The organism is Hymenobacter aerilatus (genome assembly GCF_022921095.1).
GTDB lineage: Bacteria > Bacteroidota > Bacteroidia > Cytophagales > Hymenobacteraceae > Hymenobacter > Hymenobacter aerilatus.
On sequence record NZ_CP095053.1, the window covers coordinates 506191 to 528109 of the forward strand.

Consider the following 21919-nt stretch of genomic DNA (forward strand, 5'->3'; position numbering starts at 1 on the left):
TTCGAATGAAGCATATTTACGTAGTGGTATTGCTGTGTTGGTGCGGCATGAGGTGCGTCTACGGACAGCAGGTGCCTCCGCTCGTTACAGGCAATTTTCAACGGCTCAGTCTTGTGCAGTTTGCCGAGCAGCTGGAAGCGCAGACTTCTTACCGCGTTTTCTTTGACTCGGCGGCGGTGCGGGGCGTGACAGTGACGTTGCAGGCACAGCAGCAGTCGTTGCCGAGCGTGCTGCAACAGGCCTTGGCCGCCAGCGACCTACACTTTGTAGTAGACGAGCAGCGCAACGTGTTCATTTTTCGTGGCACTGGCCCATCCACCGCGCTGCCGGAAAATTACTTTCAGCAGCAGCCCGTGGCCGGTAGGGTAGCGCCACCGCAGCCGGCTCCTGCGCCGGCGCAACACCCTACCCCGCGCCCTACCTCGAAGGCAACCGCAACGGCTAGTAATTCAGCTCGTCTCTACGAGATAGGCACCCCGCAGGCCAGCAGCCGCAACAGCCGCGTAACGGTAGCGGGTGTGGTGCGCGAGGCCAAATCAGGTGAGCCGGTAATTGGGGCCTCGGTGGCCGTGGAGGCGCTGGCGCTGGGTACTGCGACCAACCAGTTTGGCTACTACACCCTCACGTTGCCCGTGGGGCAGCACACGCTCAGCGTTCGGGGGCTGGGCCTCAAGCCGGCCGAGCGGCGCATCCTGCTGCACAGCAGCGGCAAACTGGACATAGAGGCTGCCGAGGACATCACAGCCCTGAAGGAAGTGGTAGTGCAGGGCGAAAAGAGCGGTAACCTGACGGGCCTGCAAATGGGCGTCGAGCGGCTGGATATTCGCACTATCCGGCAGGTGCCCACCGTGTTTGGCGAGACGGATATTCTGCGGGTAGTGATGACGCTGCCGGGCGTGAAAACCATCGGGGAAGGTAGCACCAGCCTGAGCGTGCGCGGTGGCAACACCGACCAGAACCTGATCTTGTTCAACGATGCCGTGGTGTACAGTCCTTCGCACTTGTTCGGCTTTTTCTCGGCCTTCAACCCCGACCTGTTGAAGACCGTGGAGCTGTATAAAAGCGGCATTCCGGCCCAGTACGGCGGGCGGCTGTCGTCGGTGCTCAACATTACGACCCGCGAGGGCAACAAGAAAAAGTTTGCTGGCTCGGGCGGCATTGGGCTGCTCACGAGTCGCCTCATGTTGGAAGGTCCCATTGTGAAAGACAAAAGCTCGTTCATTATTGGGGGGCGCACGTCGTACTCTGATTGGCTGTTGAACCTGCTGCCCGACCGCGCCCTGCGCCAGAGTTCAGCTTCTTTCTACGATATCAGCGCCCATGCCACCCACGAGTTCAACGCCAACAACACGCTCTACGCCACCGGCTACCTGAGCAGTGACCGGTTCAAGCTCTCAGCTGATACCTCGTACCGCTACCACAACCGTAGCGCCAGCCTGAAATGGAAGCACGTGTTCGGCGACCAGCTCTACGGCGTGCTCACGGCCACGGGCAGCCAGTACACCTACCGCATTGCCAGTGAGCGAAATGCGGTAAACTCATCGGAGCTGGAGTTTGGCATTGCGCAGTTCGGTGGGCAGGCCGATTTTACGTATTTCCCTACCGCCGCGCACACCATCGACTTCGGCGCCAGCACCACGGGCTACCGCACCCGGCCGGGTAGCTTGCAGCCGCTCGGAAGCGAATCGTTGATGATGCCGGATGTGCTGCCCCGCGAGCAAGGTCAGGAAAGCGCCTTGTACGCGGCCGACCAGTGGACCCTGACGCCCAAACTCTCGCTGTACCTGGGGCTGCGCTACTCGCTGTACCAGGCGCTGGGGCCGCGCGAAAGCTATACCTATCTGCCCGGCGTGCCGCGCAGCCTCAGCAGCCTCGCCGATACGGTGCGCTACGGCCGGGGTAGCCGCGTGGCTACTTACCACGGCCCCGAGTACCGGGCGTCGTTGAAGTATGCGCTGTCGGAGAAGTCGTCGGTGAAAGTCAGCTACAACCGCACCCGGCAGTATTTGCACCAGCTTTCCAACACGGCCTCCATCTCGCCGGCCGATACCTGGAAGCTCTCCGACCAGCATGTGCGCCCCCAGATTGGCGACCAAGTGGCGCTGGGTTACTACCGCAACTTCCACAATAACAGCATTGAGTTGTCGGTGGAATCGTACTACAAGCGGCTGCGCGACTTTGTGGACTACACCAGTGGGGCGGTGTTGCTGCTCAACCGCCACATCGAAACCGATCTGGTGAATGCCGAGGGTAGGGCCTATGGGGTGGAAGTGTCGTTGAAGAAAACGGCGGGCAAGCTCAACGGCTGGCTAAACTACACCTACTCCCGCGCCCTGGTGCGCGTGCCCACTGGCCCTGAGGCCGAGGCCATCAACGAAGGGCGCTACTACCCCAGCAACTTCGATAAGCCCCACGACGTGAGCTTGGCCGGCAACTACCGCTTCAGCCGGCGCGTGAGCACCTCCCTGAACGTGAACTACAGCACGGGTCGGCCCATCACGCTACCTGTTTCCACCTACGATTTCGGGGGTGTGGAGCGGGTGCTGTACTCAGACCGCAACCAGTACCGGGTGCCCAACTACTTCCGCATTGATCTGGGCCTGAACATAGAAGGTAGCCATATAGCCAAAAAGCTGGCGCACAGCTCCTGGACGTTCTCGGTGTACAACCTCACGGGGCGGAAAAATCCCTACTCCGTGTATTTCAAGTCGCAAGGCGGCCGCATCCGGGGCTACCAGCTGTCGGTGTTCGGCCGGCCCATTCCGACGGTTACCTACAACTTTAAGTTCTAACGCTGACTACATGATAGCCCAGAAACCGATTCGCTCCGTTGGACTGCTGCTCAGCCTGCTGCTGTGGCTGGCAGGCTGCGTCGAGCCCTTCGAGCCCGACGTGGTCAGCTCGCCCCAAAGCTACCTCGTGGTGGAGGGCCTCATCAATCTGCGCGGCGTGACGACGGTGCGCCTCTCGCGCACGCGTGAGCTGAGCGCCACTGCCTCGCCGGTGGAGGCCCAGGCTAGCGTGGCCATTGAGGATCAGGCCGGCACGCGCTACCCCCTCACCGAGCAAATGCCTGGTACCTACACCTCGGCTTCGCTCACGCTGGATGCTAGTCGCCAGTACCGGCTGCGGCTGCGCACGGCTGTGGGCCGCGAATATGCTTCTGAGTTGGTGCAGGGCAAGCTGACACCGCCCATCGACCGGCTCTCGTGGGCATTGGAGCGCAACGGCGTGCAGCTCTACCTCGACGCCCACGACGATGCTAATGCCACTCGTTACTACCGCTGGACCTACCACGAAACGTGGGAGTTTCGCTCGCCCTACACCTCGCAATTTGAACTTGTGAATGGCGCAATGGTGCCGCGTACCGAGGATATTCGGCAGTGCTGGCGCTCCGACTCTTCCACTGTGATTCTGCAAAGCAGCACGGCCCGCTTGAGCCAGGATGTGGTGTCGAAATTCCCGCTGAAGCTGCTACCCAGCAACTCCGACAAGCTGCGCTTCCGGTACAGCATTCTGGTGCAGCAGTATGCGCAAAGTCAGGAGGAATTCACCTATTGGGAAACACTTAGGAGAAACACCGAGAGCCTGGGCACGCTCTTCGACCCATTGCCTACCCTGCTTACGGGTAATGTGCGTAGCCTGAGCGATGCCTCAGAGCTAGTGCTAGGCTACGTAGGAGCCAGCTCCATGACTGAGCGCCGCTTATTTATCGCAGCCAGCGAATTACCGGCCGATTCTCGCTTCCTGACTGGCTACGAGAACCTATGCGACCAACCTGATACGGTAGCAGCACTGGATCCACGCACGCTAACGGCTTCCTTTAGTGCTGTCCGATTGCCCCTCTGGGAAGTGTATTCCCTACCCCCAGCCAACGCTCTAATAGGCTATGCCCGCGCCTTTGCCTTCTGCGCCGACTGCCGCTTCCGGGGTACCAACGTGAAGCCCGATTTCTGGCCCTAGCGCAAGCCGCAGTTCTTACACTCACTTATCCTACTGTACTATGGATGATTGTCGCACCTGGCCTCGGCAGTTTCGGTGGTTGGTTTTTATGGGGTATGGGTGCGTAAGCCTGCTGCAAGCGGCTCCAGCCCATAGCCAGGCTCCTGCTATGGCGCTGGATAGCATTGGGCGACGCTTTGAGCGCTACGGTCAGCGCATGCCCATCGAGAAGTTGTTTGTGCACCTGGACCGGCCGGCGTACGTGAGCGGTGAAACCATGTGGTGCAAGCTGTACGCAGTGGAGGGCATCCGGCATCAGCCACTGGCCAGCAGTACGGTGGCTTACCTGGAAGTGCTCAACGCGCAGCAAAGCCCGGTGCTGCAAACCAAAATAACCCTGCACAAGGCCACTGGCCAGGGCTCGGTGGTGCTGCCGCCAGAGCTACCCTCTGGCAACTACACGGTGCGCGCCTACACCAGCTGGATGAAGAACTTTGGGCCCGCGTATTATTTCCATAGTACGGTTGCTATCCACAACACCCGCACGCCACCGGGTAAGGCCGCCCGGTCCGCCACAAGCTACGAGGCGCAGTTTTTTCCCGAAGGCGGCTATCTGGTGCGCGGGCTACCCAGCAAAATTGGCTTCAAGCTGACAGATGCGGCCGGCCGGGGCGTGGAGGGGCAAGGCACGGTGCTCGACCAAGCGGGCCGCGTGGTAGCACAATTCAACACACTGCGCTACGGCCTGGGCAGCTTCCTGTTCACGCCGGCCACGGCGGGTGCCGCCTACCGAGCCGTGGTCACGTTTCCTGATCAGCAGACGCGTACGTATGAGTTGCCCCTGGTGCAGGCGCAAGGCTACGTGCTGCGCCTCGAAGACAACGGCGCTGCCGACCTGCGCCTGGAAGTGCAGGCCACAACACCAGTTGCCGAAACGCTGTACCTACTTGGGCACGCCCGGCACCGGGTAGCCGTGGCGGCGGCAGGCCAGTTGCAGGCCGGGCGGGCAACCTTCCTGGTGCCCCGGCAGCACCTAGTGGCCGGAGTTTCGCACTTCACGCTGTTCGACAGCCGCCAGCAGCCCGTGTGCGAACGGCTGTATTTCCGCGCCCCAACGGATACCTTGCAACTGAGCATCCGCCCCGACAAACCCGCCTACCAAGCCCGCGAGAAAGTCACGCTCCGCCTGTCGGCTGCCGGCACCACGGCCGCCAACCTGTCGGTAGCCGTTTATCAGCTCGATTCAGTGTCGGCCCAGGCGGGGCCCGATATTACCAGCTACCTGTGGCTGAATGCGGACATAAAAGGCCAGATCGAAAACCCTGCTTACTACCTGAAAGCGGCCAACCACCAAGCGGCCGACAACCTGATGCTGACGCAGGGGTGGAGCCGTTTTCGCTGGACCAACGTGCTGGCGGATACCGCCAGTAAGCTGCTGTTTCCGCCCGAACTGCACGGCCACCTTGTGCGCGGTCGGGTAGTAGATAGCCGCACGGGTGCCCCGGTTGTCGGCCAACGGGTATACCTGACGGCTCCCAGCCGCGTTCCTCAGCTTTATAATACATTGAGTCAACTAGACGGAATCTTCCTGGCAGAAGTGCCCGATTGGTATGGCCCCAAGCAACTCATCGCCCAAACCGATACTCGCCAGTCTGCTTCCTATCGGGTAGAGCTTTTTAGTCCGTTTTCCGCAGACGTTGCCACCGGACAGGTAGCGCCTTTTGTCCTGTCGGAACGCTTGGCCCCGAGCCTGTTGCGGCGCCACGTGCAGGCCGAAGTGCAGCAGCAGTACCCGCAGGGCGGCCCCATTGTGTACCGGCTGCCTCCCACCGATAGCCTACCCTTTTATGGGAAACCCAAGGAACAATACCTGTTGGATAAGTACACCCGTTTCAAAACGCTGGAAGATGTGATGCGGGAATACGTGCCGGGCGTATTGGTGCGAGCCCGCCAAGACGGTTTCCACTTCCTGATACCCGACGACAACAGCCGTACCACCATGGAAAACCCGCTGGTGCTGCTCGATGGAATGCCAGTATTTGATGTCAACCGCATCATGGCCTTCGACCCGTTGAAAATTCGCCGGCTAGACGTTATAACGAAGCGCTACGCAATAGGTCCCGTACTGCACGACGGCCTTGTGAGCTACACCACCTATTCGGGTGACTTGAGCGGCTTTCCGCCGGATCCGCAGGCGTTGTTGCAAGCGTATGAGGGCATGCAGGGGCAGCGCGATTTTTACGCCCCACGCTACGATACACCCGCTGCCAGCAAAAGCCGCCTACCCGATTTTCGTAACCTGCTGTACTGGAATCCGCAAGTCACAGCAGGCACTGCTGCCGGCACGTCGCTATCCTTCTACACCTCCGATCAGGTGGGTAGGTACCGTGTGGTTGTGCAAGGCGTTGGCCCAGCAGGAAATACCGGCAGTACCAGCTTCGATGTTGAGGTAGGGGCAGTGCAGTAGGATGGTGTTTTATTCAGTTAAGTAGAAGAAGGGTAGGAAATAGCTGTGTAGGAGAGTAGGCTACAGTACCACCAGACGCAAAGAGCCGCACCCTGTGGCTGCGGCTCTCGTGCTTTGGCAAACGCCAGTGCGTGTTGCCTATCTCGTGGCGGTTTTGATGACCTTCGGGGCCGCTGGAGACGTTTGCCAGGGTAGGCCCAGCAGCTTGGCTGTGAGGGGCGCCACGTCCTGCAGATTCATTTGCGGCACCACCTTGCCCGCCTCGAAGCCGGGGCCGTAGCCAATAAAGCCCGTCCGAATCTGGTCGAAATCGGGGAAGAAGCCGTGGGTGCCGCCCTTGCCGGGGCGCACCACCTGCCCCTCGCGGGCACTGCTCATCGACACGCCCGGCACCGGCGCTAGGGCCAGCGCGGCGTTGGGGTCGGCGCCAACCTCATCCAACTCGGCGCGCTCTACCACCCGGAACAGCTTGCGCTGCTCGGCAGGGGCGGCCGCCAGTAGCTGGCGTACCTTCGCCAGGGTTTTTTTGTCCTTGGGGTCTTTCAGCATCAGAAAAGCCGCCGCGCCGGACGTGTGGAACTGCGCTTTCCAATCACCTTTTTCGGCGTTGTAAAGGCCGTTTTGGGCCAGCCACACGTTGGGCGCCAGCGCAGTGTTGATGTCCACAAAACCATGGTCGCCGGTAACGATAACGGCCGTTTCCTTGTCGATGCCGGCTTTGGCGAGGGCTTCCAGCAGGTGGCCCACCACCCAGTCGGCGGTGGCCAGGGCGCGGCGCACGTGGGCGCCGTCGCGGCCGTCCTGGTGCTCGGCGTGGTCTACCCCGAACACGTGCAGGGTGAGTAGGTTGGGCTTGTAGGTTTCGAGCAGGTAGGCGGCCATGCGGCTGCCGTTTTCGTCGCCGCTCACATAGTCGCTGCTCATGTCGCGGGCCGTGAGCTTGCCGGTGGCGTTCAGCTCAATCTCCTCCATCAGGCCCTTGGGCATAGTGTTTTGGCGCACCGGCGTGAAGCGGTCCACGCTCTTGTCCAGAGACCAGAACTCGGGAATGTTGTAATCGATTGGCGCGCCCACCGACACGGGCCACATCACCGAGGCCGACTTCAGGCCCGCCTTGCGCACGGCATCCCACAGCGTTTCGGTCTTGATCAGGTTTTCTTCCCAGTACCAGCGGCCGGTGGCGCCATCGGGCTCGAAGGGCGAGTTATAGTAGATGCCGTGCTGGGCCGGCGCTACCCCCGTAATCAGGGTGGTGTGCGAAGGGTAGGTCACGCTCGGAAACACGCCCCGCACGCCGTCGGCCGAGGTGCCCTCGGCGGCTATGCGCTGCAAGTTGGGGGTAGGCCACTTGGCCTCGCGGTAGAAATCAGGCCGAAACCCATCGATGCTAACCAGCACCACGTGCTTAGCCGTTTGGCTGAAAGACGCGAGGGGTAGGGAAAGGAATAAGCTGATGGAGAGAAAAAAAGATTTCATTGTAATTGAGTGTGTTGGTTTGTTGCGGATGGAGAACCTCACCCCCCGCCCCCGCAAATACTTGATGCGCATTACCTCAGGGAGAGGGGGCTGGGGGGGGAGGCGAAACGTTAGAACGAATACCGGGCGCCCAGCTGAATCTGGTAAGGCGTGCCGTTCTGGCGGGTGGTGCCCACATTTTCATTCACGCGGTACACATAGCGGCGCGTGGCCTGGTCGAAGCCCGTGACCGAGAGCAGGTTCTGGTTGCCCAGGTTGTAGTTCACGCCCCAATCCTTATTGAGCAGGTTGGCGAAGTTGAACACGTCCACGCTCAGCGTGAAGGCCTGTGTTTTGAAGGTTTTGAACGTCTTTTGCAGGCGCACGTCAAACGTGCCGGCAAAGGGATTCACGCCGCCGTTGCGGTCGGCAATGGTGCCCAAGCTGCGGCGGATGTAGTCGCGGGCGCGGTTGTCAGGGTTGTCGAGCACCTTCTGCATGGAGGCAGCCACGGCGGGGTCGGTGGCGGGGTTGCTGGGGTCAAACACAAAGGCTAGGTCGTTGTCGGTGCCAGGGCCGCCCACAAAGTCACCGTTGATGTCGGCATCCACCGTGAGGGAGTAGCGCGTGCCGCCCAGGCCTGTGAAGCGGCCACTCAGCACAAAGCCCTTCACGCTGGGCGAAGCGCCGAAGAACACCACCTTATGCCGGAACTGGTTATCAGAGTAGTTGATTTCGCTCAGGCTGCGTGGGTCCGACTTAATGGGCCGGAACGTGGACGTGTTGGCCACGTTGCCGTTGTAGGAGCTGTTGTCGCGGGTGCTGTTCCAGGTGTAGCTAGCATTGAAAAACCCGTCGCGGAAGTAGCGCAGCTCCGCATCGGCCACCACCGTTGCCTGCTGAATCTTGGCCCCGTTCACGAACTCCAAGGTGCGGCCCACGGCCTGGGTTTTGCGCCCCAATACGTTGTTGGTGATGCCCGCCCGCGTAATCGTATTGGCTGGCACAAACACCCCGCGGCCGGCTTCGTTGTCGAGCGTGAAGTAGGGCTGATCTACCAGGTTGCGGTCCAGGTACACGTAGTTGTCGGTGGTGTAGGAGTACAGGAAGTTGACGCCTACGCGCAGCACCGGCCCAAATAAGTGGTTCAGGCTCAGGTTAGCCTTGTAGATATTTGGCACCTGCAAGTCCTTATTGTTCAAGTTGATGGTCGACACGTAGGGCACGCCGGGTAGCAGGCCTGGCGCCGTGTTGGGGTCGTTGCGGTAGGCCGGGAAGTCGGGGCGGGGTACCGGGTTAGCGCCCGTCGAAGGCCGCGTCACGTCGATGGAGGCCACCTTGGTGCCGCTGTTCTGGATGTTGTTCACCTGCGCATAGTTCACGGGGTTGGCCGAGAAGATGCCCCCGCCCAGGCGGATGATGCTTTTCCGCTCGCCCTTCACGTCCCAGGTAAGCTGCAGGCGGGGCTGAAAGTTGTTCCAGTCGGTTGGGTTGTTGTCGGTGCGCAGGCCTAGGGTTTCCTGCACTACCGGATTGTAGGCACCCGCCGTGAGGTAGCTGGTCATGTCCCAGCGCAGGCCCACAATGGCCTCCACGTGCGGCAGTGGGTTGTACTGCATCTGCCCAAACAGCGAGGCGTTCAAGACCCACTGCTGCACCGACGGCACACCCTGCAACGGCACCTCGCGGGCGTAGCGCGAGGGGTTCAGGTCGTCGAATTCCTGCAAGCTGTTGAATACAAAGCGGCCGTTCTGCTCGCTGGAAATGTACGTGTCGAGGTAGGTGAGCGTGTTGTCGGTGCCGAAGGTGAAATTGTAACGCCCTTTGGTGAGGTAGGCCGTATTCACCAGCTGCAGCTGGTTTTCCAGGTTGTTTTCGGGAGTGAAACGCTGGCCGCCCAGCTGCACCGAGGTAGTGCCCTGGCGGCCGTTGGGTAGGCGGGAGCGCACCGTCACAATAGCCCGCGGGATGTTGGCGCCAGGCAGCAGGTCGTTGGGCGTGTAGTCGCGCCGCACGGTCTGGTACTGCACTTTTAGCTCATTCAGCAGGGTAGGGCTGAACTGAGTACGCAAGGAGGCCAACGTGCTGTTCTCGCGCGACTTAAAGTTGCCGTACACCTCAAACAGGTTGATGGCCGAGTTGTCGTTCACGCTGTTGGGGTTGTCCCAGGAGCTATAGTTGTTGCGCAGCGTCAGGCGGTTCCGGTCGTTGATCTGCCAGTCTAGGCGAGCGAAAAACGTGTTGGCTACCGTCTTACGGCCAAACTCGCCGGTTTGCCTGGCGTCGCTCAGACCGTATTTGGTGCGGGCAATGTTCAAGACCGTGTCCAGCGCGCCCGCGCTGATGCCCAAAGCGTTGGCATCGGCATCGGACTTGATGTCGGCAATGAAAAACGGCGCCGACTCATTCTGCCGGTCCAGGGCCGTGAAGAAGTGCAGCTTGTCTTTGATGATGGGGCCGCCCAGGCTGAAACCGTACTGGTTGGTGGTGAAATTTTGTTTGCGACGGTTGCCCCGGATGTCGTAGGGGCTGGCCAGAAAATCGGCGCGGTAATAGTCGAAAATAGAGCCCGTAAACGTGTTGGTGCCCGATTTCGTGACAGCGCTAACGGTGCCGCCGCCTTGCCTGCCCTGGGTCACATCGTACACGTTGGTAGCCACCTCAAACTCCCGGATGGCTTCCAGCGACAACGAGTACGGCCCGTTGCCTACCGCCCCGGAGGTCAAGTTATTGCGGGCACTCACGCCGTCAATCAGGTAGTTGGTCGACGAGGGTAGCTGCCCGCCCACGCTGCCCCCGTTGGAGGTAGGCGCCAGCGACACTAGGTTGGTGAAGCTGCGGTTCAGGGTCGGAATCTGCCGGATGGTTTGGTCCGTGATGGCCGTGCTGCTGCCCAGCCGGTCTACGCGGCTGTTGAGGGCGTTGCCGCGCACTACTACCTCCTGCAAGCCCACGGCTTCGGGCTGCATCCGGAAGTCCACTCGCAGCTGGTCACCTAGGTTCAGAGCCAGGCCGTTTTTCACTTGCGGGGCCGAGCCCACGTAGCTCACCCGCACGCTGTAGGGCTTGCCCAGCGGCAGCTGCCGCAGCTGGTAGCGCCCGTCGGTAGTGGTCACGGTAGTGGCCTGAAAGCCCGTGGCCTCGTTGCGCACGACCACCGTCACGCCGGGTAGGGTAGTGCCGGCCTCGTCCACAATGCGTCCTTCAATGGTCGCGTCGGTGGATTGGGCGAAGGTGGAATAGCCGCATAAGAGCAGCCACACACTGAGAAAGAGTAGAAAGTGTTTGCGCATGGGGTAGGGTTGGTTTTGGATGCGCAAATGTCTTCCGGCAGTGTAAAGCGTATATTAAGGGTGTGCGATATTGCGGTTATGAGTTGTGAGAGAAAACCAGGGATTTTGTAACGATTTCACAATGCAACCTCCTACCCCCAAAACGCGACGGCGTGCCCGGCGTCAGCCGCTAGGGCCATGCCAGGCACGCCGTCGTGCCACTAGGGTAGGGAGTGGGTTAGGTCAGCATTCCGCCATCCACTTGCAGTACTTGCCCAGTGATGTACGAAGAGTCATCCGAGGCTAAAAAGGCAGTGGCTTTGGCCACATCCTCGGGCGAGCCACCGCGGCGTAGCGGAATAGCCTTGCGCCACTCCTCCACCTGCTTCTGGTCGAGGGCGCCGGTCATTTCGGTTTCAATGAAGCCGGGCGCAATGGCGTTGCAACGAATGTTGCGCGAGCCCAGCTCTAAGGCCACCGATTTAGTGAAGCCAATGATACCCGCTTTAGAAGCGGCGTAGTTGGCTTGGCCCGCGTTGCCCTTCACACCCACCACCGACGACATATTAATGATGCTGCCCGTTTTGGCGCGCATCATGGGCTTGGTGGCGGCTTTGGTGAGGTTGAACACCGACTTCAGGTTCACGTTGAGCACCTGGTCCCACTGCTGCTCGCTCATGCGCATCAGCAGCCCGTCCTGCGTGATGCCGGCGTTATTCACCAGAATGTCCAGCTTGCCGAACTCTGCCACCACGTCGTCTACCAGCTTTTCGGCCTCGGCGAAGATGGAAGCGTCGGAGCGGAAGCCTTTCACCTTCGTGCCGAACTCCGCCAGCTCCTGTTCTAGCTGTTGGCCTTTTTCTACACTAGAAAGGTAGGTGAAAGCCACCTGTGCGCCCTGCTGGGCAAAATATACGGCCACCGCGCGGCCAATTCCTTTGGAGGCGCCCGTAATCAGGGCCACTTTTCCGTCGAGCAGTTTTGTCATGCAGCGAAGGTAGCAATTACTACCTTCGCCTTCATCTCTATGCTCGAAACCGACATCTGCATCCTCGGCGCTGGTCCGGGTGGGGCCACGGCCGCCCTGCACCTCGCCAACGCCGGCCAGCCCTGCCTGCTGCTCGACCGTGCCACCTTCCCGCGCGACAAAATCTGCGGCGACGCGCTCAGTGGCAAGGTTATCAACGAGCTGCGCCGGATTGATGCGGCCCTACCCGCGCGGCTGGCGGCCTCGGCCGTGCAAGTGCCCTGCTGGGGCATTAGCTTTTTTGCGCCCAACGGCCGGCCCGTGGAAGTGCCCTTTCGGGCGCACTACAACCCCGCTGCCGAGCCCGCGCCCGGCCACGTAGCCAAGCGCCTCGATTTCGACAACCTACTGATCGAGCAAGTGCGCCAGCGTCCGGAAATCGACTTCCGCGAGGGCGTGGAGGTGGCCCGACACGAGCGCCTACCCGATGGTCGCTGGCAGCTCTTCGCGGCCGATGGCACCGTGGTGGCTACCCCGCGGCTGCTGCTGATTGCCAACGGCGCGCAGTCGGCGCAGGCCCGGCAGATTGGTGGGCACGTGCTGGAACCGGCGCACCACTCGGCGGGGCTGCGTACTTACTACCAGGGCGTAAACGGAATGCACCCGCACGGCTTCATCGAGCTACATTTCTTGAAAGAATTCCTACCTGGCTACCTCTGGATTTTCCCCCTACCCAATGGGCAAGCCAACGTGGGGGTAGGGATGCGCACCGATAAGGTTTCGGCCAAAAAAATCAATCTGCGCGCCCGCCTCGACGAAATCCTTACCACTCACCCCAGCTTCAAAGACCGCTTTGCCCAGGCCCAGCGACTAGGACCCGTGCGCGGCATGGGCCTGCCGCTGGGTTCCAAACGGCGCTCCTTATCGGGAGCCGGCTACTTGCTACTTGGTGATGCGGGCTCCCTCATCGACCCCTTCACGGGTGAGGGTATCAGCCACGCCATGGTGTCGGGCCGCCACGCCGCCGACTGGGCCGCCCGTGCCGTGCAGGCGCAGAATTTCAGCGCCGACTTTTTGAAAGGCTACGATGCCGCCGTGTACAACCGCCTCTGGCAGGAGCTACGCCTGAGCCGCGCCATGCAGCGCCTGCTGGCCTACCCCTGGCTGTTCAATTTTGTAGCCAACCGCGCCGTGCGCAACCCTACCCTGGCCCAAACCCTCACCAACATGTTCCTCGACCTGGACCTACGCGAACAGCTTCGCCGGCCGGGGTTTTATCTGAAGATGATGCTGGGTAAGTAGAGAAGCATCTTTGCGTCTCGGCGTTGAACGACTGACGGAAGCATTATCTAAAAACAACCTCAGCACCGACGAGACGCAAAAGATTGTGTCTCTACCTCATACCTACGCCCTGTCGCAAGCATACACAACAAATGATGCGAAATAATGACTCCTATCTTGTGCGACTGTTCAGCTGCTTAGGACAAACGAAATAACAGAGCAGCGACGCAATTAGTGGTAGTCAAGTAGTAAATATAAGGCTGATTATGAGATTCTTATTGTCGATACCCGGCTATACGCGCACCATTCCGATGGGCCGTTTCGTGGAAAAGGCCTTGCAGGAGCTGGGGCACGAAGTGGTGGTGTTCAACTACGAGCGCAACAGCCAGCTGGAGCGAGCCCGCGAAAAAATGGGCTTTAAACGGTTTCTGAAGTATAAAAATCGGCAGCTGCTGGAGTTGGTAGAAGCCACCAAGCCTGACGTTTTCTTTACGCTCTACGGCAAAAACCATGACGCTGATACCGTGCGCGAGCTGAAGCGGCGCGGCCTGCCCACCATCTGCTGGTGGCTCGACGACCCCATCTCCTTGGCGCACAAATACATTGAGCCAAGTCTCTACGACTTTTTCTTCTCCAACAGCCGTGGTACGGCGGCCGTCTACCGCCACTACGAGGTGAAGGAGCCGCACTACCTGCCCGTGGGCATCGACCCCGCCATTCATCGGCCCGTAGAGGGCGCCGAGCAGCTCTACGACATCGTATTTGCCGGCGACTGGCACCCTACCCGCGAGCGGGTACTGCTGGAGCTGACCCGTCACCACCGGCTCACCATCATTGGTCCCTGGAAGCGTCGGATTCCGGAAGACTCGCCTCTGCGGCCGTTTTTTTTGCAGGTTGGCTACTTCACGCCCACCGAAATGGCCCTGCTGTTCAACCAAGCTCGCATTGTGCTCAACGTGCACCAGTGGTACCAGCGCTGGTCTTACGGCATTAATCCGCGCTTGTTTGAGGCCAGCGGCTGCCGGGCTTTCCAAATCAGCGATGCGAAGGAGGAAATCCCGGCCCTATACACGCCCAACGAGGAAATCGTGTTGTACGAAGATGCACGGCAACTGTCGGAGCTGTGCACCCACTACCTGGCTCGCCCTGAGGAGCGCGCTCGTATTGCTGAGCAAGCCTACGCCCGCACCCTGCGCGAACACACCTACCAGCATCGCATGCAGGAGCTGCTGCGCGTGTGCGGGCTGGACGGCTAGCGGCGGGCAGTGGGCTTCAGCGCGGCCGCTTTTTCCAGGTCGGCGCGGGCGGCAGTGGGCTGATTGACGGAGGAATAGCTGGTGCCGCGGGCTTCGTAGGCAGCGGCATAGGTAGAGTCAAGGGCAATGGCCTGGGTGAAATCATTGATGGCGGCCTTGAAGTTAAGCTTCTTCAGTTGCGCCTGTCCGCGCTGGTAATAGGCTTCTTTGTCCTGAGAGTTGTATTTCAGGGCTTTCGAGAAGTCGGAAATAGCGGCGGAGTACTGTTGCAGACCGGCATGTGCTAGCCCCCGGCCGCGGTAGGCATTGGCATCGGTAGATTTCAGGCGCAGCGCGGCCGCGTAGTCGGGGAGGGCTTCTGCGTAGTGGCCGAGCTGGGTGTGGGCCTTGGCGCGGGTGAGCAGCAAGTCGAAGTTGCGCGGGTGCTGCTTCAGGCCCGCATCGGCTGTGCGAATGGCCTGACGGTAGTCGGCTGGGGTAGTGGGCAGGGTAGGGGCGTTCGGCACCGGAGCCGTAGCCGCCGCCGAAAGGCTGGCATCGGGGGCGGTAGCAGCGGCACCCAACGTATCCAAGTTAGGGGTGGCCGCCTCTTCCATGGCTACGGCCCGGCGGGCCGCGTCCGATTGGGTGTAGGCCGGGCTATCAGGTTCAGTGGTGCGGGCGCACTGCGTGGTGAGCAGCAGCGTGGCCCCGCAAATCAAAAAGGTAGGTAGGATTGTTCGCATGAGAAGCAAGAGGCAAAAGACCCGGCGGCAACCGCCAGGCTATGGCGCCTTTGTACGGACGAGCGCGGCAACCGGCTGCTCTTCACCGAAAAAAATGGCCAGCGCAGCCCTTGCGAGTGGCGCTGGCAGGGCGGTTGGGGCGAGTGCGCCCGGCTGCCTATCTTTGTCCTGGCCGGCGGCACCGTTGCCGGGTAGTCTTTTCCTTTCTAGTTTATTTAGCAACACAACAGTATGGCATTGCAATACGACCTGGTCGTTATCGGCAGCGGCCCCGGGGGCTACGTAGCCGCCATTCGGGCCTCGCAGCTCGGACTGAAAGTAGGCGTGGTAGAGCGCGAGTCGCTGGGCGGCATCTGCCTCAACTGGGGCTGTATCCCCACCAAAGCCCTGCTGAAAAGCGCCCAGGTATTTGAATACCTCAACCACGCCGCCGACTACGGCCTGAGCGCCACTGGCGTAGGCCAAGATTTCACAGCCGTGGTGAAGCGCAGCCGCGGTGTGGCCGACGGCATGAGCAAGGGCATCAACTTCTTGTTCAAGAAGAATAAAATTGAAACCATCATGGGCACTGGCAAGCTGCTGGCGCCCGGCAAGATTGAGGTAACCAAGGCCGACGGCGGCAAGGAAACGGTAGAGGCCAAGAGCATCATCCTGGCTACCGGCGCCCGTTCGCGCCAGCTACCTAACCTGCCCATCGACGACAAAAAAATCATTGGCTACCGCAAGGCCATGTCGCTGGAGCAGCTGCCCAAGAAGTTGGTAGTAGTAGGCTCGGGCGCTATCGGCGTCGAGTTTGCCTACTTCTACCGCACCATGGGCTCGGAGGTAACCATTGTGGAGTACCTACCCCGCATTGTGCCAGTAGAGGACGAGGAAGTGTCGAAGCAGATGGAGCGTTCCTTCTCCAAAATCGGCATTAAGGTGCTCACCGAGGCCGAAGTGACCAAGGTAGATACCAGCGGCCAGGGCTGCAAAGTGACCGTGAAAACGGCTAAAGGCGAGCAGCAACTCGACTGCGACGTGGTGCTGTCGGCGGTAGGTATTGCTACCAACATCGAGAACATTGGTCTGGAAGAGCTGGGCATCAAGACCGACCGCGGCCGTGTTATCGTAGACGACTACTATAAAACCAACGTAGACGGCATCTACGCCATTGGCGACATTGTGCCTGGTCCGGCGCTGGCGCACGTGGCCTCGGCCGAGGGTATTATCTGCGTAGAGAAGATTGCCGGGCACCACCCCGAGCCGCTCAACTACCAGAACATTCCCGGCTGCACCTACGCTCAGCCCGAAATTGCCTCCGTGGGCCTCACCGAAGCCGAAGCCCGCAAGCGCGGCCTCGACATCAAGGTAGGCAAGTTCCCCTTCTCGGCCTCCGGCAAAGCCTCGGCCGCCGGCGCCAAGGATGGCTTCGTGAAGGTGATTTTCGACGCCAAATACGGCGAGTGGCTGGGCGCGCACATGGTGGGCGCCAACGTGACCGAGATGATTGCCGAAGTGGTAGTGGCTCGCAAGCTCGAAACCACCGGCCACGAAATCATTAAGTCGGTGCACCCGCACCCCACCATGAGCGAGGCGGTGATGGAAGCTGCCGCCGCCGCCTACGACGAGGTAATTCACCTATAAAACCTGCGCCGCTGCGCACCTGAACCAGAGCCCCGGCCGCCACTGCGCGTGCCGGGGCTTTGTATTGTTTCCTACCCTCCTAGGGCTTCGGCAAGCACTGGGAGGGGCAGCAATTCAGCCGTAAGATGTGTCGGCTGCAGAGCTACTCAGACCTATAATGGTGTACCTTGGGGTACTTTTCGTTTGATAGATTTCGTATGCCTTCCTCCCCAGATTCACCAACCCTACCTATTTCTGAGCCGGAAAGTTTGCTAGATGTTCTATTGAATGTTTCGCTGACGGGAGTTATCCTTTTTCGGCCCATAATAGCAGCCGACGGCGAAACAATACTGGACCTGGCCTATGTGCACCTGAACCCGGCCGCCCAGCAGCTGCTCCAGCAACCGGCCCAACCAGCCGAAACGTTTCTGACGCTGTACCCCAATGCGCAGCCTGTGGGCGTGTTTGCTTTTTACTGCGCGGCTTTTCGCTCGGGTAGGGTAGAGCGCCACCAGGTGCTATACCAGCACGATGGGCTCGATGGCTACTTTCACCTGGTGGCCCAGCGCCACGGCGAGCTGCTGGTCGTTAGCTTTACGGACACCAACGAGCACCCGCGCACGGCTGTGGAAGAGGCGTTGCGCATTAGCCAGGCGCACGAGCAGGAAGCCTACGCAGCGTTGGAAAAGGAGCGTAATCTGTTGCAGGCGGTACTAACCCAGTCGCCAGTGGCTATTGGCTTGTTTCAGGGCGACGACTGCACGGTGGTAGCGGCCAACGACCAGTTGTGCGCTATGTGGGGCTACGCTCCGGCAGAAGTGGTAGGCCGACCCTTGCTAGAGGGCGTGCCCGAGCTGCGGGGGCAGGGCTTCACGGAGCTGATGCGGGAGGTAGCCGCCACGCGTACCCCTTTTGTGGGTACGGAGGAGCCTGCTGATCTGCTACACCATGGGCGGGTAGAAAAGCATTACTTTAATTTCGTCTATCAGCCCATATACGGTCCCGATGCCAGGGTGCTGGGGGTTATTGATATTGCCATCAATGTAACCGAGCAGGTGCTGGCCCGCCAGCATGTGCAGGCGCTGAATGAAGAACTACGCGCCAGCAACGAAGAATACTTGGCCACCAACATGGCCTTGGATCAGGCACAGCAGGAGTTACAATTTCTCAACGAAGAATTAGAAGCGCGGGTAAACCAGCGCACGCAGGAAGCACAGGCAGCACTGCGTGAAACTGAATATCAGCGCGAGCGGCTGCAAGTACAGCAACGTCTTTTGCAACAGATTCTGGGGCAGGTACCGGCGGCCATTGCTACGCTCAATGGCCCTGAGCACCGCTACTCCTTTTTCAACGACCAATACCAGCAGCTTTCCGCCCACCGAACTCAGCTGGGGCATACCGTGGCCGAAACATTTCCCGAGGTACTAACGCAGGGTTTCATAGAGCTGCTTGATGAGGTGTATGCCACTGGCAGACCATTCATCGGCACCGAAATGCCAGCCTTACTGCTGAACGCTACCACCAGCCAGGAAGAGCAGTGCTACGTTGATTTTATCTATCAACCGCTTTTCGACAGCAAGCAGCAAATTCAGGGAATACTGGCCTTCGTGCTGGACGTAACTGAGCGGGTACTGGCCCATCGGCAAGTGGATGCGCTGCAAGCTGAGATGCTGGCGGTGGCGCAGCGGCAAGCCCGGGAGCGAGAAAACCTGTACCAGGTTTTTGAGCAAACGCCGGCCGTTATCTGCCTGTTGCGCGGGGCCGAGCACCGGTTTGAGTATTTCAATCCGGCCTACCAAAAGCTGTTTCCGGGCCGCAGTATGCGCGGCCGCACGGTGGCTGAAACCCAGCCAGAAGCGGTGGCCCAGGGCTTTGTGGAGCTGCTGGACCAGGTATACCAAACCGGCGAAACCTTCTTTGGGCACGCCGTGCCTTTGACGATTGAAGACGTAGAAACGCAGGAGCTACAGACCATCTACCTCAACTTCACCTACCAGGCCTACCGCGAGGAGGATCAGGTGGTGGGTATTTCCGTCTTTGCCTACGATGTGACCAACCAGGTGCTGGCCCGCCAGCAGCGCGACGCGCAGCAGGCCGAGCTACAACGCATTTTCGAGCAGGCACCAGTAGCCATTGCCATTCTGCGCGGCTCGGAGCTGCGGGTAGAGCTGGCCAATACGGCAGTGGGGGCCATCTGGGGTCGCTTGCCAGCGCAGGTGGTAGGCCAGCTCTACTTCGAGGCCATGCCCGAAACAGCAGGGCAGGGCTTCGAGGAAATTCTGGCCGAAGTACTGCGGACGGGCGAGCCATACTTCATCACGGAAGCGCCCGTGCAGCTGGCCCGCCAGCAGCTTGATGGTCAGCCGCTGACAAGCTACGTCAATTTTGTTTTTCAACCGCTCTACAACGCGCAGCGGCAAGCTACCGGGCTGGTGGCCGTGGGTATAGAGGTGACCGAGCAGGTGCTGGCCCGCCAGCAGGTGCTGGCGCTGAACAGCGAGCTGCAGACAGCCAACAAAACGCTGGGCCAGACCAACCAGCGGCTTGCCCGCATCAACACCGACCTCGATACGTTTGTGTACACCGCCTCACACGATTTGAAGGCGCCCATTGCCAACCTCGAAGGGCTCCTGCTGGCCCTGCGCGAGCAGTTGCCCCCCGAGGCCCTACAGGCCAGTCTGGTACAGCGCCTGCTAGATATGATGGACGATGCCGTTCGGCGCTTCCAGCAAACCCTGGCGCACCTCACCGATGTATCGCAACTGCAGCCCAATGAGGCCACGGCCGAGCTGGTAGAGCTGCCTGCCTTAGTGGAGGCGGTGCGCCTGGATCTGGCCCCTGCGCTGGCCGCTGCCAATGCCACGCTCACCGTAGACGTGGCCGGTTGCCCTGCAATACATTTCTCGTCTAAGAACCTGCGCAGTATCTTCTACAACCTGCTCAGCAACGCCATCAAATACCACGCGCCCGACCGGCCCGCCACCGTGCACCTAACGTGCCACCGCGCGGCAGATAAAGTAATAATGCGAGTGGAGGACAATGGGTTGGGCCTAACGGAAGCGCAGCAGGGGCAATTGTTTCGGATGTTCCGGCGTCTGCACACGCACGTACCGGGCTCGGGCGTGGGCTTGTACATGGTTAAGAAAATTGTGGAAAACGCCGGCGGCACCATCACCGTGAAGAGCCAGCCCAACGTAGGTACTACCTTTACTATCTCTCTGCCCGACTGACAGTCGGCGTATCGTGCCTTATGGGGTACTTTTTTACTTGCTGATGGAAAAACTGGCCAGCGTGTTGCTCGTGGATGATGACTCAACCAATAACTTTTTGAACGAGTTGCTGATTAAGCGTTTGGGCGTAACCGACCACCTGCAGGTGGCCGAAAGTGGTGCGGAGGCGCTAAACTTATTAAAGGAAACCAAGCCCACCGATGGCCCGGCGCTGATTCTGCTCGACGTGAGTATGCCGGGTATGAACGGTATTGAGTTTCTGGAAAACTACGTGCAGCTGCCTGCGGCGCAGCGTCATGCCACCGTCGTGATTATGCTCACGACCACCATGGACGCCAGTGACCTGAGCCGCCTCAACGACTTGCCAATTGCGGGCCTGGTCAGTAAGCCACTCACGCAGGAAAAATTGGCTACCATTCTGCAGTTGCATTTTCGGCGCACATTGCCAGAGCAGTAAGCCACCACACTGTAACCCAGAACACGGTATTTTCTAGAAGCTATGAACGAGTTGCCTTCCTACCCCCGCTTATTTACATTTTTCTTCGCCGGCGTTGCCTTCGTGCTGTTGGGTGCGTTGCTGAAGATACAGCATGCGCAAGCTGCCAGCTGGCTGATGTTGGTGGGGTTGTCTGTGCAGGCCGTGGCCGGGACGTTGCTGGTGTATCGGTTTGCCAAGAGTAGGCAGCCGGAGGAGTAGGAAGTGTGGGTTACTGAGCCTGTTTTAGCGGGTAAATATCTATAAATAAGTGAATAGTGAGGGTAGTAGGTAGATGCTATAGTTAACTCAGATATTACTCAGCGGTAGGCGTAAGCGGCACAGGCGTAGCTTTCGGCTTCTTGCTGACCAGGAACACGCCCGCGAAAATCAGGGAAGCCTGCAGGGCTTTTTCCACCGTGAAGGTGTCTTTGCCCAGGGCCACGGCAATGAGCACGGCCAGGACCGGTTGCAGGTAGAGGTACACACCGGTGAGGGTAGGGGAGGCATACTTCAGCGCCCAGTTGTTGAGCAGGTAGGCCACAATGGTGAGGAACACCACCATATATAGTATCTCGGCCCAGATAACCAGCGGCAGATGCGCAAAGTCGATGGCCAGGGCCTGCCGCCAGCCAAAGGGTAGGGCCGCCACAGCCCCCACCAGAAAAATGCGCGCCAGCACTGTGAAGGGATTGTACTTGCGCATCAGCGGCATCACGATAACCAAGTATACGCCGAAGGCTGAAGCATTGCACAAGATCAGAATATTGCCCAGCACCGGGTTGGCGGCGTGGGCTACGGTAGGTGCTTCGCGGCCCAGCACAATCAGCGCGGCCCCTACGCCGGCCACCAGAATGCCCACAATGCGCGTAGGTCGTATTTTCTCGCCCAGCAGCACCGCCGAGGCCAGCACCACCACAATCGGCGACACGGTTTGCACCAAAGAGGCGTTGATGGGCGTGGTCAGGTTCAATCCGCCGAAAAACAACAATTGGTTGGCCCCAATACCAATCAGGCCGCTCAAGATGGCGCGCACGTTGTCGGCGCGGCCCATGATGCGGTCCTGGCTGACGATGCGGCTGAGCACCCCAAAAAACAGTGCTGCACCCAGCGTGCGCAGCACCACCAGCCCATACGGCCCGGCATACACGGGCATCACGTCTTTCGACAGGCTATAGTTAGCCGCATAAATCAGAGCAACTAGAAACAGAGCGGCGTGCAGCAGGATGGGGTTTTTCATGGCC

Annotated in this window: 14 protein-coding genes; 9 read left to right on the forward strand and 5 right to left on the reverse strand. The window is 60.0% G+C overall.

What is annotated here, in order from left to right; genetic code table 11:
• Nucleotides 1-113: 113 nt before the first annotated feature.
• Genes MUN82_RS02115 through MUN82_RS02125 form a run of 3 tightly spaced genes read left to right on the forward strand, consistent with a single transcriptional unit; the run spans nt 114 to nt 6409 of the window.
• Nucleotides 114-2792, forward strand: a complete 2679-nt coding sequence (locus tag MUN82_RS02115; RefSeq protein ID WP_245094555.1) for a TonB-dependent receptor — start codon at nt 114-116, stop codon at nt 2790-2792.
• A gap of 10 nt (nt 2793-2802) precedes the next feature.
• Entirely contained in the window at nt 2803-3963 is a 1161-nt protein-coding gene (locus MUN82_RS02120) for a DUF4249 domain-containing protein (protein ID WP_245094558.1), read from the forward strand.
• Between the two features lie 40 nt (nt 3964-4003).
• On the forward strand, nt 4004-6409 hold the full coding sequence (locus MUN82_RS02125; protein WP_245094561.1) for a hypothetical protein: 2406 nt from the start codon (nt 4004-4006) through the stop codon (nt 6407-6409).
• A gap of 138 nt (nt 6410-6547) precedes the next feature.
• On the opposite strand, the gene MUN82_RS02130 is transcribed toward MUN82_RS02125, so the two are convergent.
• From MUN82_RS02130 to fabG, 3 genes are all read right to left on the reverse strand, one after another.
• A complete protein-coding gene (locus MUN82_RS02130) occupies nt 6548-7885 on the reverse strand; it encodes an alkaline phosphatase family protein (RefSeq protein WP_245094564.1) in 1338 nt (445 codons plus the stop codon).
• 110 nt (nt 7886-7995) lie between these two features.
• Nucleotides 7996-11157 carry a TonB-dependent receptor gene (locus MUN82_RS02135; protein WP_245094567.1) on the reverse strand — a complete coding sequence of 1054 codons (3162 nt, stop codon included), beginning with the start codon at nt 11155-11157 and terminating at the stop codon, nt 7996-7998.
• A gap of 217 nt (nt 11158-11374) precedes the next feature.
• Nucleotides 11375-12124 carry a 3-oxoacyl-[acyl-carrier-protein] reductase gene (gene fabG, locus MUN82_RS02140; RefSeq protein WP_245094570.1) on the reverse strand — a complete coding sequence of 250 codons (750 nt, stop codon included), beginning with the start codon at nt 12122-12124 and terminating at the stop codon, nt 11375-11377.
• 39 nt (nt 12125-12163) lie between these two features.
• Here fabG and MUN82_RS02145 point away from each other — a divergent pair, with 39 nt between their 5' ends.
• The gene (locus MUN82_RS02145; RefSeq protein ID WP_245094573.1) at nt 12164-13405 is read left to right on the forward strand and encodes an NAD(P)/FAD-dependent oxidoreductase; all 1242 of its coding nucleotides are present in this window, start codon (nt 12164-12166) and stop codon (nt 13403-13405) included.
• Between the two features lie 245 nt (nt 13406-13650).
• Nucleotides 13651-14640, forward strand: coding sequence for a CgeB family protein (locus MUN82_RS02150; RefSeq protein ID WP_245094575.1), 990 nt, complete (start codon nt 13651-13653; stop codon nt 14638-14640).
• On the opposite strand, the gene MUN82_RS02155 is transcribed toward MUN82_RS02150, so the two are convergent.
• Nucleotides 14637-15365, reverse strand: coding sequence for a tetratricopeptide repeat protein (locus MUN82_RS02155; protein ID WP_245094578.1), 729 nt, complete (start codon nt 15363-15365; stop codon nt 14637-14639). The genes MUN82_RS02150 and MUN82_RS02155 overlap by 4 nt on opposite strands.
• 231 nt (nt 15366-15596) lie before the next feature.
• On the opposite strand from MUN82_RS02155, the gene lpdA reads away from it, so the two are divergent.
• From lpdA to MUN82_RS02175, 4 genes are all read left to right on the forward strand, one after another.
• Nucleotides 15597-16991, forward strand: a complete 1395-nt coding sequence (gene lpdA / locus MUN82_RS02160) for a dihydrolipoyl dehydrogenase (RefSeq protein WP_245094581.1) — start codon at nt 15597-15599, stop codon at nt 16989-16991.
• Between the two features lie 197 nt (nt 16992-17188).
• Nucleotides 17189-20200: a PAS domain-containing protein gene (locus tag MUN82_RS02165; RefSeq protein ID WP_245094584.1), complete on the forward strand. Its 3012-nt coding sequence runs from the start codon at nt 17189-17191 to the stop codon at nt 20198-20200.
• 43 nt (nt 20201-20243) lie between these two features.
• Entirely contained in the window at nt 20244-20657 is a 414-nt protein-coding gene (locus MUN82_RS02170; protein WP_245094587.1) for a response regulator, read from the forward strand.
• 42 nt (nt 20658-20699) lie between these two features.
• The gene (locus MUN82_RS02175) at nt 20700-20897 is read left to right on the forward strand and encodes a GldL-related protein (RefSeq protein ID WP_245094590.1); all 198 of its coding nucleotides are present in this window, start codon (nt 20700-20702) and stop codon (nt 20895-20897) included.
• A gap of 94 nt (nt 20898-20991) precedes the next feature.
• Here MUN82_RS02175 and MUN82_RS02180 read toward each other — a convergent pair whose 3' ends face one another.
• Complete coding sequence (locus MUN82_RS02180; RefSeq protein WP_245094593.1) at nt 20992-21915, reverse strand: DMT family transporter; 924 nt, start codon at nt 21913-21915, stop codon at nt 20992-20994.
• Nucleotides 21916-21919: the final 4 nt, after the last annotated feature.